13 protein-coding genes and 1 pseudogene are annotated in these 15,191 nt (G+C 64.5%); 3 read left to right on the forward strand and 11 right to left on the reverse strand.

The window, feature by feature from the left end; all coding sequences use genetic code 11:
- Positions 1-71: 71 nt before the first annotated feature.
- On the reverse strand, positions 72-1,034 hold the full coding sequence (locus tag ACSQ9I_RS32550) for a pectate lyase family protein (RefSeq protein ID WP_436316160.1): 963 nt from the start codon (positions 1,032-1,034) through the stop codon (positions 72-74).
- Positions 1,035-1,099: 65 nt separating this feature from the next.
- On the opposite strand from ACSQ9I_RS32550, the gene ACSQ9I_RS32555 reads away from it, so the two are divergent.
- The gene (locus ACSQ9I_RS32555; RefSeq protein ID WP_436316161.1) at positions 1,100-1,480 is read left to right on the forward strand and encodes a hypothetical protein; all 381 of its coding nucleotides are present in this window, start codon (positions 1,100-1,102) and stop codon (positions 1,478-1,480) included.
- A 463-nt stretch (positions 1,481-1,943) separates the two neighbouring features.
- On the opposite strand, the gene ACSQ9I_RS32560 is transcribed toward ACSQ9I_RS32555, so the two are convergent.
- From ACSQ9I_RS32560 to ACSQ9I_RS32600, 9 genes are all read right to left on the reverse strand, one after another.
- A complete protein-coding gene (locus ACSQ9I_RS32560) occupies positions 1,944-2,924 on the reverse strand; it encodes a tripartite tricarboxylate transporter substrate-binding protein (RefSeq protein ID WP_436296994.1) in 981 nt (326 codons plus the stop codon).
- A 68-nt stretch (positions 2,925-2,992) separates the two neighbouring features.
- Positions 2,993-3,694: an ABC transporter ATP-binding protein gene (locus ACSQ9I_RS32565; protein WP_436316162.1), complete on the reverse strand. Its 702-nt coding sequence runs from the start codon at positions 3,692-3,694 to the stop codon at positions 2,993-2,995.
- A gap of 3 nt (positions 3,695-3,697) precedes the next feature.
- A complete protein-coding gene (locus tag ACSQ9I_RS32570; protein WP_436296992.1) occupies positions 3,698-4,402 on the reverse strand; it encodes an ABC transporter ATP-binding protein in 705 nt (234 codons plus the stop codon).
- Positions 4,399-5,406, reverse strand: coding sequence for a branched-chain amino acid ABC transporter permease (locus tag ACSQ9I_RS32575; RefSeq protein ID WP_436297282.1), 1,008 nt, complete (start codon positions 5,404-5,406; stop codon positions 4,399-4,401). Before ACSQ9I_RS32575 ends, ACSQ9I_RS32570 begins: the two co-directional genes overlap by 4 nt.
- The gene (locus ACSQ9I_RS32580) at positions 5,403-6,260 is read right to left on the reverse strand and encodes a branched-chain amino acid ABC transporter permease (protein WP_436316163.1); all 858 of its coding nucleotides are present in this window, start codon (positions 6,258-6,260) and stop codon (positions 5,403-5,405) included. Before ACSQ9I_RS32580 ends, ACSQ9I_RS32575 begins: the two co-directional genes overlap by 4 nt.
- A gap of 15 nt (positions 6,261-6,275) precedes the next feature.
- Complete coding sequence (locus ACSQ9I_RS32585) at positions 6,276-7,526, reverse strand: ABC transporter substrate-binding protein (protein WP_436316164.1); 1,251 nt, start codon at positions 7,524-7,526, stop codon at positions 6,276-6,278.
- A 75-nt stretch (positions 7,527-7,601) separates the two neighbouring features.
- On the reverse strand, positions 7,602-9,104 hold the full coding sequence (locus tag ACSQ9I_RS32590; RefSeq protein ID WP_436316165.1) for an aldehyde dehydrogenase family protein: 1,503 nt from the start codon (positions 9,102-9,104) through the stop codon (positions 7,602-7,604).
- Positions 9,105-9,144: 40 nt separating this feature from the next.
- Positions 9,145-10,734 (reverse strand): GMC family oxidoreductase, encoded by a 1,590-nt coding sequence (locus ACSQ9I_RS32595; RefSeq protein ID WP_436316166.1) that lies wholly within the window; start codon positions 10,732-10,734, stop codon positions 9,145-9,147.
- Positions 10,735-10,875: 141 nt separating this feature from the next.
- On the reverse strand, positions 10,876-11,073 hold the full coding sequence (locus ACSQ9I_RS32600; RefSeq protein ID WP_436316167.1) for a hypothetical protein: 198 nt from the start codon (positions 11,071-11,073) through the stop codon (positions 10,876-10,878).
- A 373-nt stretch (positions 11,074-11,446) separates the two neighbouring features.
- On the opposite strand from ACSQ9I_RS32600, the pseudogene ACSQ9I_RS32605 reads away from it, so the two are divergent.
- Together ACSQ9I_RS32605 and ACSQ9I_RS32610 are read left to right on the forward strand one after the other, a co-directional pair.
- Positions 11,447-11,572, forward strand: a pseudogene (locus ACSQ9I_RS32605) (fumarylacetoacetate hydrolase family protein); the annotation flags it as partial.
- Between the two features lie 898 nt (positions 11,573-12,470).
- The gene (locus ACSQ9I_RS32610; RefSeq protein WP_436313353.1) at positions 12,471-13,451 is read left to right on the forward strand and encodes an IS5 family transposase; all 981 of its coding nucleotides are present in this window, start codon (positions 12,471-12,473) and stop codon (positions 13,449-13,451) included.
- A gap of 552 nt (positions 13,452-14,003) precedes the next feature.
- Here ACSQ9I_RS32610 and ACSQ9I_RS32615 read toward each other — a convergent pair.
- Positions 14,004-15,188 carry an acetyl-CoA C-acyltransferase family protein gene (locus ACSQ9I_RS32615; protein ID WP_436316168.1) on the reverse strand — a complete coding sequence of 395 codons (1,185 nt, stop codon included), beginning with the start codon at positions 15,186-15,188 and terminating at the stop codon, positions 14,004-14,006.
- Positions 15,189-15,191: the final 3 nt, after the last annotated feature.

Consider the following 15,191-nt stretch of genomic DNA (forward strand, 5'->3'; position numbering starts at 1 on the left):
TCGACACGCCGGTTTTGGATGGCGACCCGCCCGCCATCGGGCTCTGGTTGCGCCATCGTCAGCGACCGTCGTCAGGTGCAGGTGAGACGGGCGAGCGCCTTACCCGCGCCGGCCACCGCGGGCAACTTCTGCTTCACGCAGGCCGGATCCTGCGCCGTGTACGCATAGGGAATGCCAACCGGGAAGGCGGCAGTCGTGATCCAGTCGGTGGCGTCGCGCGACGGAGAGGATCCGCTGGCCACCCAGGTGATGCCGAAGACGCTGAAGTCGGCCTGGGTTTTGATGTTGTTGTTGCGCAGTTCCCAGTAGCCGATTGCCGAGCTGTCGCGCGAGGTCACGGGGTTCTGCGAATTCTCGAAGTAGTTGCTTTCGATCAGCGAGAAGCCGCCCATGCGAATGTTGGCGCCCGTCGTGATCACGCCGCTGTACAGGTTGTTGTAGAGGTGGGTGTAGCCGCCGCGCTGCAGCGGTAGGCGCGAGCCGAGGTTCTCGTAGAAGTTGTGGTGGAAGGTGATGAAGCGATCGCTGGAATCGGTGTCGCTCGAGCCGATGAGGCCGACCTTGTGGTGATCGTGGATGTAGTTGTAGGAGTAGGTGAGGTGGTGCGCGCCGGCCTTGTTGTCGAGCAGGCCGTCGAACTCCAGGTCGCCCGCGCCCGAGCACTCCTTCAGGCTGCTGAACAGCGTGTTGTGGTCTATCCAGATGTAGCCCGGGAACTTGCCCCCCTGGCCCTCGATGCCAATCGCATCGATCGAACCTGGCAGCAGGCCGATCGTCATGTTGCGGATGACGATGTTCGTGGCATCCGCCTTGATGGCCAGCCCGAAGTTGGCCGATGAGCCATCGACGCCCTCGATGGTGACGTTGCTCTTGTCCTTGATCTCGACGATGGCGCCAGCGGGCAACTTCCACTGCGTGCAGGCGTCGGTGATGCTGGCGAAGTCGAACGTTCCGTTGTAGCGGATCACGAGCCCGCCGTTGCCGGTGTAGGCGTTGATGGCGACCTGCATCTGCGCCGCGGTCGAGACCGTCACCGCCGCGACGTTGCCGCCGCCTGTGACCTGGCCGGCGAAGCCGCCGCTATCGCTGGTCGTGGCCGGTGCCGCTGCCGGCGCAGGCGCAGGCGCAGGAGCAGGAGCAGGAGCAGGAGCAGGAGCAGGTGCAGGAGCAGGTGCAGGTGCAGGTGCCGGTGCCGGTGCAGGTGCAGGTGCAGGTGCAGGTGCCGGTGCCGGTGCAGGTGCAGGTGCCGGTGCAGGTGCAGGTGCGGGTGCGGGTGCGGGCGCAGGCGCAGATGCAGGTGCCGCTGCAGGCGCAGATGCAGATGGAGGCGCCGGTGCCGGTGCCAGTGCAGGCGCCTGGGCCACCGATGGCGAGCCCGACTCGCCGCCGCCGCAGGCCACCAGCAGGAGCGATGTCAACAGAGCACCCGCAGCGCGCGAACGGTGCAGTTTCTGGTTTGTTTGCTTCATTTTTCTCATGAGGTTGTTTTTGTGTCGATGCCCCGGCATTGAAGGACGAATTGTCCGAACCGGGAGCAACACCGATACGCACGCTGCGTGCCGGAGTTGCGATTCGATCTCTTCTCTCCAATGTGAGCGCACTTTGTCGGAAGTGACCGAGATTCCCGCGCACAAGGCAGTTAACTCGGCATCAGGATGACAATATTTGTTCTAGTTGTGACGGTTGTTGGATCCTGAGGGTCGGCGCGTAACGCTTGCCTGATATCAAGCGCAGGCAGCGTGCGCGATGCACCAATCTGAGAGCGTGCGCCGAAGGAACAGAGCGTGAAGCAATGGCTCTCGGTAGGCGAGGATGCCCTTGCAAGATCCTTCAACAACGACCGCGGCGCTGGGATGCGGTCCGCCCTGCCAACTGAGCTGCCTGGCTGTGAGCGTCCGCGCGCGTTCGTTGAGCCGCCGTTTTGCGTATCCCGCCTCGATGCATCAGGACTCCGCCGTAAAGCCGATGATCTTGATCAATCGGCGCCACTCTTCGGTATCGGCCTTGATGAGGTTTGCCAAGTCCTGTGGGGTACTGGATCTCGCAGTCATGCCGACGGCGCCCAGCGCAGCGACCACTTCTTCCTGCGCCAGGATTGGTTGAAGGTAGGCAGCTGCGCGGCGCACGATATGTTGCGGGGTCCTTCCCGGAAGGAACAAGCCAAACGATTCCGTTGCTGTGATCGGATATCCCTGCTCACGGTATGTCGGCACGTCACGCACGAACGCGTTTCGCCCGTTCCCTGAGACAGCAATGAGACGAAGCCTGCCGCTTTTGAGGTGCGGCAGGAAGCTCCCCACCGTCGATGAATAGGCGGACACTTGGCCACCCATCAGATCCTGCAATCCCGGGGCGTCTCCGCGATATCCGATGTGGGTCAACTCCGTGTTTGAAAGCTTCGACAGCAGGATGCCAAGCAGATGGGGCGTGGAACCCGCGGCTGGCGATCCAAAGTTGGCGTTGCCCGGATTTGCCTTGCACCACGCGATGTAGTCATTGATCCCGCGCACGCTGGGAGGCACCGCCGCCCCCACGGCGAACCCGAATGCGAACGAGCAAACTGATGAGACCGGCGCCACGTCCTCTATGGCGTAGGGGAGCTTGCGGTAGGTAAAGGGATAGATGGAAAACGGCGCGGTGGGCGACAACAGCAAGGTTCTTCCATCCGGCGCACTGTCCTTAAGCGCTGAGATGGAGATCTGCATCGCCGCGCCCGGCTTGTTGTCCACCACAACAGTATTCGCGTAGTCGCCTCGCATCTTTTCGGCCAATCGCCGAGCAACCGTATCCGTAGGTCCGCCGGGCGGAAAGCCGACCAGTATCTTTGCGAGCTCAATGCTCTGCGAATGCGCGTAGCGCAACGGGGCAGCGGTCAATGCTGCGATCCCGGCGAGCTGGCTTGTGAATTTCCGGCGTGTAGGCATCTCTCGGTCTCGTGGTGGTTGGTGTGTTGTCGTTGGTGATCCGGGCGGCTCGAGAACGGATCTCTCGTTCAGGCCAGATAGCTCGCTTGCAGAATTTCAGGCGATTCGCGCAGCGTTTGCGCCGGGCCGCGCCAAGCGACTCTGCCCCTTTGCAGGACGACGGCGCGTTGAGCGAGCCTCAGCGCCAGTGTGGTGAACTGCTCGATCAGCAGTACGCCAACACCGTCCGCCGCGACGCTCTGCACGACGTCGGCCAGTCGCTTCACAACCAAAGGGGCGAGCCCGAGCGACAGTTCATCCACCACCAGGACGCGAGGCCGTGCCAGCAGCGCCTGCGCCATGCAGACCATCTGCTTTTGCCCCCCGGAAAGGGAGCGCCCCAGATGTTCGAGCCTGGGCGTCAGTTCGGGAAAGGTCATCAGCACGCGCTCGATCGCCGTCTCGACTTCGTTGGCGGGGAGCACCAGGGCCGCCGCACGCAAGTTGTCGCGGACCGACAGGCTGCCGAGCACGTGATGGCCCTCAGGCACGATGGCGAGCCCAGCCCGGCGCACCGCGTCGGGCGCAAGGCCGTCCAGGGCCACGTCGCCCATGCGGACCTGCCCCTGCGATCGCGCGATGGCGCCGGCCAGCGCGAGCACGATGCTCGACTTGCCAGCGCCGTTGGGACCGAGCAGCGCGACGATCTCGCCGGGTGCGACGTCGAGATCGACACCATGGACGACGGATTTGGCGCCGCGGGAAATGTGGAGCTGACGGACTTCGAGCATGGGTCAGCTTCCGAGATAGGCTTGGCGCACCACGGGGTCGTCAAGCACGGCGCGCGTCGGTCCCAGCGCAAGCCTCTTGCCGAAGTCGAGCACCAGCGTCTGCGTGCACAGGTTGGCGATCAGGTCCACGTCATGGTCGATCAGAAGTACCTGGGCGCCGAACTGTTCGGGGATGGCGGCTATCGCATCGCGAAGCACGCGCGATTCGCGCTCGTCCAGTCCCGCGCCTGGCTCGTCGAAGAGAATGAGCCGGGGCTTGCCCACCAGCGCCTTCGCCACTTCGACCATGCGGCGCCGGAACTGGTCCAACTCACCCCCGAGCGTGGCGGCGCAGTCCAGCAGGCCTGTGTGCTCCAGAGCGCGGTGGACCTGCCGCTGGGCGTCCCCGAGCGCGTGCGGCACGTGATCGAGCATGGCCTGCACGTTGTCCCACGTGCTGAGGTCTTCCACCACCTGCTCGGTCTGGAACGACCGACGCAGGCCGAGCCGCACGCGCCGCGCCGTGTCCAAACCCAGAAGCGATGTGCCGGCAATACACACCTCACCAGCCTTGGCACGGACAAAGCCGCTGAGAACATTGACCAGGGTCGTTTTTCCGGCGCCGTTGGGGCCGATCAGACCGCACACCGGCGCCTCCAACACGGCGTCCAGTCCATCGATGACTGTGACGGCCCCGAACGCGACGGTCAGGCCGCGAATGTCGATCATGCGCCGCTCCATCGTGCGCGCGTGCGGGCGATTGCCGCCATCCATTGGCCGACAAGTCCGCGCGGCGCAGTGATGAGCGCATGCAGAAGCGCCGCGCCAAAGAAGATCATGGCGAGGTAGCCGTTTACTCCCAGGTCGACCAGCAGCGACGGTACGGCTCGCAGGAGCAGCCCGGCGACCAGCGCGCCGGCCCAGTGATAGGCGCCGCCGATCAGCGTGAGCGCGAAGAGCATCACCGACTCGCTGGCCGCGAATGCGCGGCCGTCAAGCTGGCCCACCGCGCCCGCCAGCAGGGCGCCGGCCACGCCGGCGCAGACGCCCGCGAGACCGAAGGCCCAGGTCTGGTAGAGCAGCACATTGACTCCCGCACCCTCGGCCGCCGCCTCGCCTCGGCGGATCAGCGCCCAGGACCGGCCGGCGCGCGTGCGGCGATGCAGTTCGATGATGGCGAGCATCGCCGCCAGCCACGCGGCGACGTAGGCCAGGTAGGCGCCCTCGTCCTGCGCCAACGCAGGCCGTGGCATTACCAACCTTTCGCTGCCGGTGATGCGTCCAAGCCAGCCTGGGCCGCCATCGGGAAAGCCCGTCGCGCTGATCACCACCTGGAACCCTCCTGCGAGCATCAGCGTCACCAAGGCCAGGTAAAGGCCTTTCAAGCGCAGGGCCGGCAATCCGGCGAGCATTCCGAGGACACCGGCAGACAGCCCGCCTGCAAGCACGCAGGCTTCAAACGGCCACTGAAGCCCATGGCCGACACGCAGCGCCACCCAGCCTCCCGCACCCAGCAGGGCGTACTGGCACAAGCTCACCAATCCCAGTTGGCCGTAGAGCAAGGAAACGCCTGCGGCGGCGATGGCCAGTGCCAGGGAGGAGGTCAGCGTCTTGATCCAGTAGGCGTTCGCGACCCACGGCAGCAGCGCGCCCAAGGCCAGGACGATAAGCACCATGCGTGCAAGGCTGAGGCGGGCGGCACGCCGCTCACGCCGGACGGAGTCAGGAGTCATGCTTTGCGGGATGCGTCGCGCCACAGAACGATGGTGGCGAGCGCGATGAGAAAGGGGGTGGCCGCCCTGAATGGCGAGAATCCCGGCAGCAGGACGGCGACCGCCTCCAGGATTCCGATGGCCAGGCCAGCGGCGGCTGTCGCAGGCAGGGAAGAGAGGCGGCCGATGATGGCGGCGGCGAACGCGGGGATCACCAGAAAGGTCAGCACCGTCGCCTGCAGCCGCACGATGTTGGCCAGCAGCAGGCCGCACACGCCTGCGAAAGCGCCTGAAATCACCCAGGCCGCGGTATCGACTTGGAGCACCCGAATGCCGAGGATGGCGCTCAGTCCGCGCTGGTCGGCCAACGCACGCATCGCCAGGCCGATGCGGGTCCGCGCGAGCAGCAGGCCCACGGCGGTCATCATCGAGACGGCCAGCGCCAGGGCCACCACGCGCGTGTAGGTCAGGCGCACTTCGGCCAGCTCGATGGCATGGCTGTCCGTCGGGAGCACCAACCTGCGTGGCTGCTCTCCCCAAAACCATTCGGTGAAACCGAGCAGCACGAGCGCGAGGCCCAGCGTGCCGATCGATCGCACCGTGGGGTCGCTTGTGGCCAGGCGCGGAGCGAGCAGGCGTCCGTAGGCGAACGAGATCGCAATGGCGGTGAAGACGGCGGCAAGGGCGGCAAGCGCGAGCGGCCACCCGCGATCCAATGCCGACCACGCCACATAGGCGGCGACCGCACCGAATGCGCCGAACGCGAAGTTCAGCACACCCGAAGAGCGGTACAGGACGACAAGGCCCACGCCGGACATTGCGTACACCGCGCCGACGCCGAGGCCAGAGACCAGGAATGGCAGCATTTCAGACATAGCGGCCCCGGGGGGTTAAAGGCCCAGCTGCTTTTCCTGCGCGCGCACGTCAGCCAGTTCAGGGTCCGCGGCCATCAGGCAGCCGTTGCTCACCTGCTTGAAGCCGCTGCCGCTCACCTGGGCGATGGGACCGCTGCTGTTCGCGTTGTGGCGTGCGCCCGCGCCGACGTAGAACGGGCGACACAGGATGTCGCTCTGGAAGCCCTTCACATCGCGCAGCGCGGCACTGGCAGAGGCGCGATCGATCTTTTTCGGATCGAGCTTGAGCAGGGCCTCGGTCGCGATGCGGGCTGCCAGATAGCCCGCCTGCGCGAAGGAGTCACGCGGGTCGTTCCTGCCACCGAAGGTCTCCATGGTTGCCTTCCAGTTCATGTTGTCCTTGCCGGCGGATTCGACGGGCATGAACTCCAGGTGGATGTCGAAGTTGCCACTCCACGCTGGGCCGATCGTCTTCGGCACGTCGAAGTTGTAGGCGGGCGTGCTGCTGACGAAGTGGATCTTCTTGGCGAGACCCTGCTGCTCGGCCGCTGCGAGCATCGGCACCATGATGCCCTTGGGCACGTTCAGGATGATGACCTCCGGCTTCTTGGCGGCGGCCTGCAGCATCGTGGAGGTGGAGTCAGGCGATCCTGGATCGATGGTGATCACGTCGACCTCGACACCGTTGGCCTTGCCCCAATCCTTCGCGCCGTCGCAGGCCCAGTTGCCCAGGCTCGGTATGTTCGGAATGACGCAGACCATCCGCTTGGCTTTGTATTTCTGCGCGGCGTGCATCGCGACCACTGTGGCGGACACGCGTGGTCCGGTATTCACCGGAACGTAGTTCTTCGCAAAGAAGCACTCGCGAGGCACGCCGACCCCGGCGATCACCATGACGTCCTCCTGGGCGTACATCTTGGCGTTGACGCCGCACTCGACGAAGCTGGAGCTGCCCACCATCGCGACCACCTTGCGGTCCTTCACGAGCTTGGCTGCGACCTGGGCGGCCACCTCGGGATTCCATTGGTCATCGGCGATCGTGAACTCAATCGGACGACCGTTGATGCCGCCGTTGGCATTGACGCACTTGAAGTACGCCTGGGCCGCCAGCGCCGAGGCGCTGAAGTCGTCGGGCCCGGTCTTGCCGACCACGGCGCCGATCGCGATCGGCTCGCCCGTCGCAGCCTTGCCGTTGTTCAGCCCGCAAACGGGCTTGCCTTGCGCCATTGCGCTGCTGCCTGCCACGAAGGCCGCGGCAACGAGGATTCGCTGAAAAGTTTGCTTCATGTGATCTCCCCGGTTTGAACGGCGCGTTCCTGTCTTCCTCATGGTTGTCCCCTTGGTTGTAGATGGGTCGGTGCGTCAGACCGCCATGCAGACGCTCTTCTGTTCGGTATAGGACTCGACCGCAGCGCGACCGAGGTCGCGGCCGAAGCCGCTTTGCTTGTAGCCACCGAAGGGCAGGTTGGCGTCGAGCAGGTTGTGGGTGTTGACCCAGACCGTTCCCGCCTTGATGCGTGGGACGATCCGGTGCACGGCCGACAGGTCGTTCGACCACACGCTGGCCGCCAAGCCGAAGGGGGTGTCATTGGCCTGGCGGATGGCGTCCTCCACGTCGTCGAAGGGCATGGCGACGAGCACAGGGCCAAAGATCTCTTCACGCACGACCTGCATGCCGGGATTCACGTCCACGAGCACGGTGGGCTGGATGAAGCAGCCCGCATCGCGCGCGCGTTCCCCGCCGGTCAGAGCCGTGGCTCCGTCGCGGCGTGCGCCATCAATGAAACCCATGACCCGGTCGAAGTGCCGGCGCGACACGACCGGCCCCAGCTGTGCGGTGGCATCGAACCCGGAGCCGATGCGCATTCCCTCTGCCTGGCGTGCCACCTCGTTCACGACCTGGTCGAACAGGGTGCGGTGAACATACAGCCGCGAACTCGCGGCGCAGACCTGACCCTGGTGGAAAAAGATGCCCATGGCGGCGCCTGCGGCAGCTGCGACAGGATCGGCATCCGGCAACACGATCATGGGGGACTTGCCGCCCAGCTCCAACGTGAAACGTGCCATGCGGTCGACCGCGGCGTGACCGATGGCGCGCCCGGTCGGCGTGCTGCCGGTAAAGCTGATCTTGTCGACGCCGGGGTGCGCGCACAAGGCCGCGCCGGCCGTGCTTCCGCCGCAAACCACGTTCAGCGCACCGGCGGGGATGCCTGCCTCCAGCGCGAGTGCGGCCAGGCGCAGCGCGGTCAACGGCGTTTCAGGCGATGGCTTGAGCACCACCGTGCAACCCGCCGCCAGCGCCGGAGCGATCTTCCACAGGGCGATGGCCAGGGGGAAGTTCCATGGCACCACCGCGCCGACCACGCCCACCGGTTCGCGCTGCGTGTAGGTGTGGTAGCGAGCCTCCGGAGGAAACGCAATCGAAGGCTGCAACGTGCTGCCTTCGAGCTTGGTGGCCCAGCCGGCCATGTAGCGCACGAACTCGGCGGAAAAGCCCACGTCGATCATTCGCGCGACGCCCTGCAGCTTGCCGCTTTGCAGGGTCTCCATGGCGCTCAGTTCGTCCGCGTGGTCTTCGATCAGCTGCGAAAGGCGAAACAGCGCGCGCTCGCGATCGGCCGGCCGCATGCGTGACCAGGCCGAGTCCTCCAGTGCCCTGCGCGCCGCGGCGACAGCGGCATCCACATCGCCCTGGTCGCTGTCGGGCGTGTCGGCCACGATCATTTCCGAAGCTGGATCGACGACATCGATGCGCTTGCCGCTGCGGGATTCGCGGAACTCGCCGTCAATGAAATTGCCGAAGCTGCGCCGCGAGAGGAAGCCGATGCGTGCCAGCTCCTGTTGGGAAAGGTCTTTGGGGTTCATGGTGCGGGTTGGTTGGGGGAAGAAGAAAGTTCGCACCGCTTTAGCGGCCGAGCATGAACTCGGCACCGCGCTCGGCGATCATGATGGTGGGCGCATTGGTGTTGCCGCTGCAGATGGTGGGCATCACCGACGCATCGCACACACGCAGGCGGCCGACGCCGCGCACGCGGAGTTGGGAATCGACGACAGCCATCGGATCATTCCCCATCCGGCAGGTGCCCACGGGGTGGTAGACGGTCTTGGCGTACTGGCGCACGAACTGCTCAAGCTCGCTGTCGGGAATGTGCTCCTGAGGGCCCGGGTAGAGCTCTTCGGCGACGACCTTGCGCAGCGAGGGCATGCGCAGAATACGTCGTGCCAATTTGAGGCCGCGCACGAGCGTATCCACATCTTCCTGCTCCGACAGGAAGCCTCCATCGAACTGCGCCGGATCGAGGGCGTTCGCGCTGACGGCCCGCACGCGTCCGCGCGACTTCGGGCGCAGGAAACAGGGGTCGATCGAAATGCCGTGCACCTCCGGCATCGGGCGGTCCACGTCGCCCACCAGCACGGGCAGCACATGGAACTGCACATCTGGGCGCCCGGTACCGGCTGTGTCGACGAAGCCGCCGCTCTCCACCACGTTGGAGGTGAGAAGGCCTGTCTTGAACAGCTCCCACTGCACGCCGTGCTTCAACGCCGTGAGGCCCTTGTCCTGGCCGAGCAGGCTGATCGGTTCCTTGCAGCGGCCGTGCGCAATGATCTCCAAGTGGTCCTGGAAGTTCTCGCCTACGCCGGGCAGATCGCTTTGCACCGGGACGCCAAGCTGTCGGAGCAGTTCGCCGGGGCCGATACCGGACACCTGCAGCAGCTTCGGCGACGCGAGCGCACCAGCGCTCAGCACGACCTCGCGGTTGGCGAGCGCCTTCACGGTCCCGCCGCCATCGCGGCGGTACTCGACACCGGTCGCATTGCCGCTCTCTATGGTCACGCGCAGCACGTGGGCGCCGTTGACCACGGTGAGCTTTGCGTCGTCGAGAACCGCGGCGAGGTACGTCGCGGCCGTGCTGCCGCGCGAGCCGTCGATCGTCGTGGTTTGGTAGAAGCCCACGCCCCCCTGGGCGCCGCTGTTGAAATCATCGTTGTACGGAAGGCCCGCCTCCTGCGCGGCCTTCACGAATGCCAGACTCAGAGGGTGCCGGTACTTCGTGTCGCTGACATGCAGCGGCCCGTCGGTACCATGCATCTCGCCGGAGAAGCGCATGTTGTTCTCGGCGCGCTTGAACGCGGGCAGAACATCCTTCCAGGCCCAGTCGTTGCAGCCTGCCTCAGCCCATCCATCGTAGTCGGCGGCCGCGCCGCGGATGTAGATCATCGCGTTGAGCGAACTGCCGCCACCGTTCATGCGTCCCTGCGGTACGTACATCTTGCGGCCGTTGGCGTGCGGCTGAGCGACGGTTTCGTAAACCCACGAACGCTCGGTCCCGATGACACGAACGAACGTCGCTGGCATCTTCACGAACTTGATCCTATCGGTCGGGCCTGCCTCGAGCAGAAGCACCGAATGACCCGCCTTGATGAGGCGGTGCGCGATCACACATCCGGCCGAGCCGGCGCCGACCACGATGTAGTCGACAACTTGAGTCTCCACGTCTGTCTCCGTACTTGCTTTACTGGGAAGTGATGGTCGACCGATTGCCGCGTTGCTTCAAGGCAAACCGCGTCGAGTGCGCTCTGAATCAATTCGTAGTGCCCGCTCGGGCAGCCAAGGAAATGCGTCACCAGCGTTGCGTCAAACTTCAAGCCTTGGCCGGAACTCGATAGCTGGAATGGCGCAACCAAATTTGCGGCACCAAAGCTCGTACTCAGATGCGTCGCCATGGCCGGCGAACAACGGATTCCATACGAAGACGCGCGCGTAGATGCGGCAGCGCAAGGTGGCAGGCTCGGCCTCTGAGTCAGTCTTCAGCATCTGCTTGACCGCTGCCATGTCTGTGCTGAGCCTCGCCATGCGAATGTCGCCATCACGTGCAGTGTCGAAAAGCAGGCAATCGGGACGTTCCTTCTCGATCCTGCGGCGCGACCACTCATGGCTTGGCAACGTCGGCATCCCGCCGCGTGCGAAGCTGGTCCAGGCATCGCCCATCGCCTGGGTGGGCGAGCACGGCCCTGCCGGCGCGATTGAACGGCGTGTTGACGCCAAAGATGTCGAGTTCGCCGGCCGTGTCACGGAAGGCGAAGGCCATCTCCATGGCGTGAGCCGCGCCGAGAAGCAGGTCCGGGCGCACGAAAGGCATCGCAGGCGCCTCGTCCCAATCGAAGCGATAGGCCCACACTTCGGTGTGCCCACCCGCCAGCATCGCGTCGCGGGTACGCCGGGCGGCGTCGGCGCGAAGCGCAATCCGCCGGTCTGGATGAAGCCGGGTGACGTCGTGGAGATCGAGGTCGACGCCATCGGCATCCTGCGCAATGGCATCCGCGCCGAATAGGACGAAGGCGCCTGCAATGGTCGACTCGATCGCCGGCCAAGTGCTGGCGCTCGAGCCGGCAAGTTCGAGTACGAGCGCTCCCACCGAAGCCCTGACCTCTGCAACTCAGGCAGCTTCGATGCTGAACTTCCAGCCTGCGTTTTCGAGTTCTGACGCCTGTCGCTGCGCTGGCGTGCGCGCCTGCAGAGGGGGCAGGTGCGCGCCCATTCGGGATCGTCATAGCGCAGAGCCAGCGCGGCCTTCACGCTCGACACGAGTGCCTCCTTTGCCAGGAGGCTGCGCTGTGCCGCCGCGCGCGCGCAGATTTCTGCCTGGGCCGCATCTGCAAAGTTGCCTTCGTGTGATGAACATTTCAGCCTCGCGCCTGTGGCCAAGCAAGGTCCTAACGCGAGCCAATCTCGATCAGATGATTCGGAAAGCTAGACCGCAGCAGCACGTTCTCGCGATGGAACTCCAGGAAGCGTCGCTGCCCCGTCGAGAAGCTGCCCACATTCGGCGGTCGCTCGGACTCTATCCCCATCCGCACCATGACTCGCGGTGCGAGATCGGCGACACGGTAAGTCCGATCGCGCGCTCTTGAGTGCGGCGTGAGTGCGACGTTCAGAACGAACACGACAAGCGATTGAGGCGTAGCGCCTTGCCGCTACGCTTCAGCGAGCGCAGAATCCCGCCTCAGCAATGGCAATTGTGGCCGTAAGGCCAGTCGAAAAAAAGGGGCGCGAGCGCTGAGATGCTGAACAGCACCGGCGACTCGCCCGCCCGTTGCGCTCCCGGATCATCAGCGGTTGGTAGATTGTGTGCGGCGGCGCACTGGCGGGTCACCTAGGGCAAGTCTGATCAAGTCCCCTGGCCCGTGGCTTGCTGTGTTGAAGGCATAGTCATAGCGAGAGTGCCGAACATGAAGCAGCAGACATTGGCGATGGCGGCGGACCAGGGTGCGGGATTCGAACGATTTCGTCGTCGCACCAAGCGCGAGGACTTTCTGAAGGCCATGGACGCGATCGTTCCGTGGGCCGCGTTGTGCGCAGTGATCGAGCCGCACTATCCCAAGGCTGGCAATGGGCGCCCTCCAATCGGACTGGAGCGCATGCTGCGCATCCACCTGCTGCAGCACTGGTTCAACCTGGCTGACAACGCGGTTGAGGAGGCGTTGTATGACATCGCCAGCCTGCGCAGCTTTGTGGGCATCGACCTGGGTGTCGAGCGGGTGCCTGACGAGACCACGGTGCTGAAGTTCCGCCATCTGCTGGACAAACACGACCTGGGCAAGAAGCTGTTTGACGAAGTGGGCAAGGTGCTGCAGTCCAGCGGCTTCCAGATCAAGACCGGCACCATCGTGGATGCAACACTCATTGGCGCACCGAGTTCGACCAAGAACGCAGACAAGGCGCGAGACCCCGAGATGCACCAGACGCGCAAGGGGATGCAATGGCACTTCGGCATGAAATTGCACATTGGCGTGGACAGCCAGAGCGGGCTGGTACACAGCGCCGTGGTGACGGCTGCCAACGTGCATGACAAGCATCCACTGCCCGACTTGCTGCACGGCAACGAGCGCCGCGTCTACGGCGACAGCGCCTACGCGAGCCAGAAGGACCTGATTCGGGGCAAGGCGCCGAACGCGCTGGACTTCACCAACCAGCGCACGCGCAAGGCGGGGTGCGAGGTCGACGAGGTGAAGAAGGCGAAGAACCGCAACAAGTCGAAGATTCGCTCGCGGGTCGAACATGTCTTCGCGGTGGTCAAGCGCTTGTGGGGTTTCAACAAGGTGCGATATCGAGGCCTCGCGAAGAACGCGACCCGGGCGTTCGTGGCGCTGGCGATGGCCAACATCTATCTGGCGAGGCAACCACTGTTGGCACAAATGCGTGCAAAGTGAACCAGGAGTGGGCCAATGGCCCCCAGCCAGAGTCCGAACGGGCCAATTCGCCTTTGAATGCGCCCCACAATCGATCAGACAGCAGTGAAATCGCCGGATTTCACGTCGCCCGCAAGCCATCACCACTGTTCAACGAAAACAGTGGCTTGATCAGCGTTGCCCTAAATCGCCGTTGGGACCAAAGACCGCCGCCCGGCCTCCAGCTCCGCCTACGCCCCCGCCCGTTGCGGCTAGTGAAGTTGCCAACTCGATCGCTTTCTCAGTGACACCGGGCTGCAGGACAATTACACCGTCTGGTCTGCCCCCAAAACCCCGGCCTGGAACAAAAGAAGTCCCGCCGAAGCTCACGGTGACGTTGCGCTCCCCCAGCGCCGCGATGTTGCACCGGATATGGATGGTACCAAGGGCTTTCACGCCGATGCCCATGGCATCGTCTCTCAAAGCAGTCCTGATGGGGGTACGAGCCGAAGAATCCTTGGAAGTTGGGAAACTTCGTTGAGGGGCCGGCTGCTGACTACCGGTCGCCGTCTAAGAAGTTCGAGCTTGTAATGCTCACACTCGTTCGAAGATTGCCGCAACGCCCTGTCCGCCACCGATACACATCGTAGCCAGCGCGTACCTTCCGCCAATGCGCCGCAGCTCATGGACGGCTTTGGTGGCGATGATGGACCCGGTCGCTCCCACAGGATGTCCAAGCGAAATGCCGGATCCATTGGGATTGACCTTAGCCGGGTCGAAATGAAGCGCCCGACTCACCGCACATGCCTGCGCCGCAAACGCCTCATTCGATTCAATCACGTCAAGTTCGTCTACGGTCAATCCCGCCCGCTGCAGCGCCAGGTGAGTCGCAGGGACGGGGCCGAGCCCCATGTATCTGGGATCCACGCCCGCATGCGCATAGCTCACGAGCCGTGCCAACGGCTTCAGCTTTCCCTGCCGGAGGGCATCCTCTGTAGCCAGCACCACGGCGGAGGCACCGTCATTGATACCGGAGGCGTTCCCCGCCGTGACCGTCCCGTTCTCCTTGAACGCGGGTTTCATCTTCGCAAGTTGCTCCAGGGTGGTGCCGCCGCGCACGTGTTCGTCAGTATCGAAGATCACTGTTCCCTTCCGGCTTGGGACGTCGATGGCAACGATCTGTGACCTGAACCAACCTTCGGCGACGGCGCGGGTAGCCCGCACCTGGCTTTCCAACGCCAGTTCGTCCTGCATCTCGCGTGTGATCGCAGCTCGGTCAGCAACGTTCTCCGCCGTGATCCCCATGTGGATCCGATGGAACGGGTCGTGCAGGATGCCCATCATGTAGTCCGTCGCCTGGATGTCTCCCATCCGGCTGCCCCAGCGGGCAGCAGCCAGCAGGTAGGGCCCTCGGCTCATGGATTCGGCGCCGCCGGCTACGGCAATCGACGCTTCCCCAAGCAAAAGCGTCTGCGCGGCCGAGATGATGGCCTGCAAGCCGGATCCGCAGAGACGATTGACATTGAACGCCGGAGTCTGATGCGGGATGCCGGCTTCGACCGCGGCAACACGCGAAAGATAAGCGTCGCGAGGTTCAGTGGGTATGACGTTGCCCACTACGACATGGCCGACGCTTGCAGGATCGACCCCGCTACGCTCCAGTGCGGCCTTGACCGCCGTGGTCGCCAAGTGCGAAAGCGGAATCTCCTTTAGCGATCCGCCGAAGGTGCCGATGGCGGTACGGACAGCACCAACCACGAATACATCTTGGTTCTTCATGTC

The sequence above is a fragment of the Variovorax sp. LjRoot84 genome (assembly GCF_964254305.1).
Lineage (GTDB): Bacteria > Pseudomonadota > Gammaproteobacteria > Burkholderiales > Burkholderiaceae_C > Variovorax.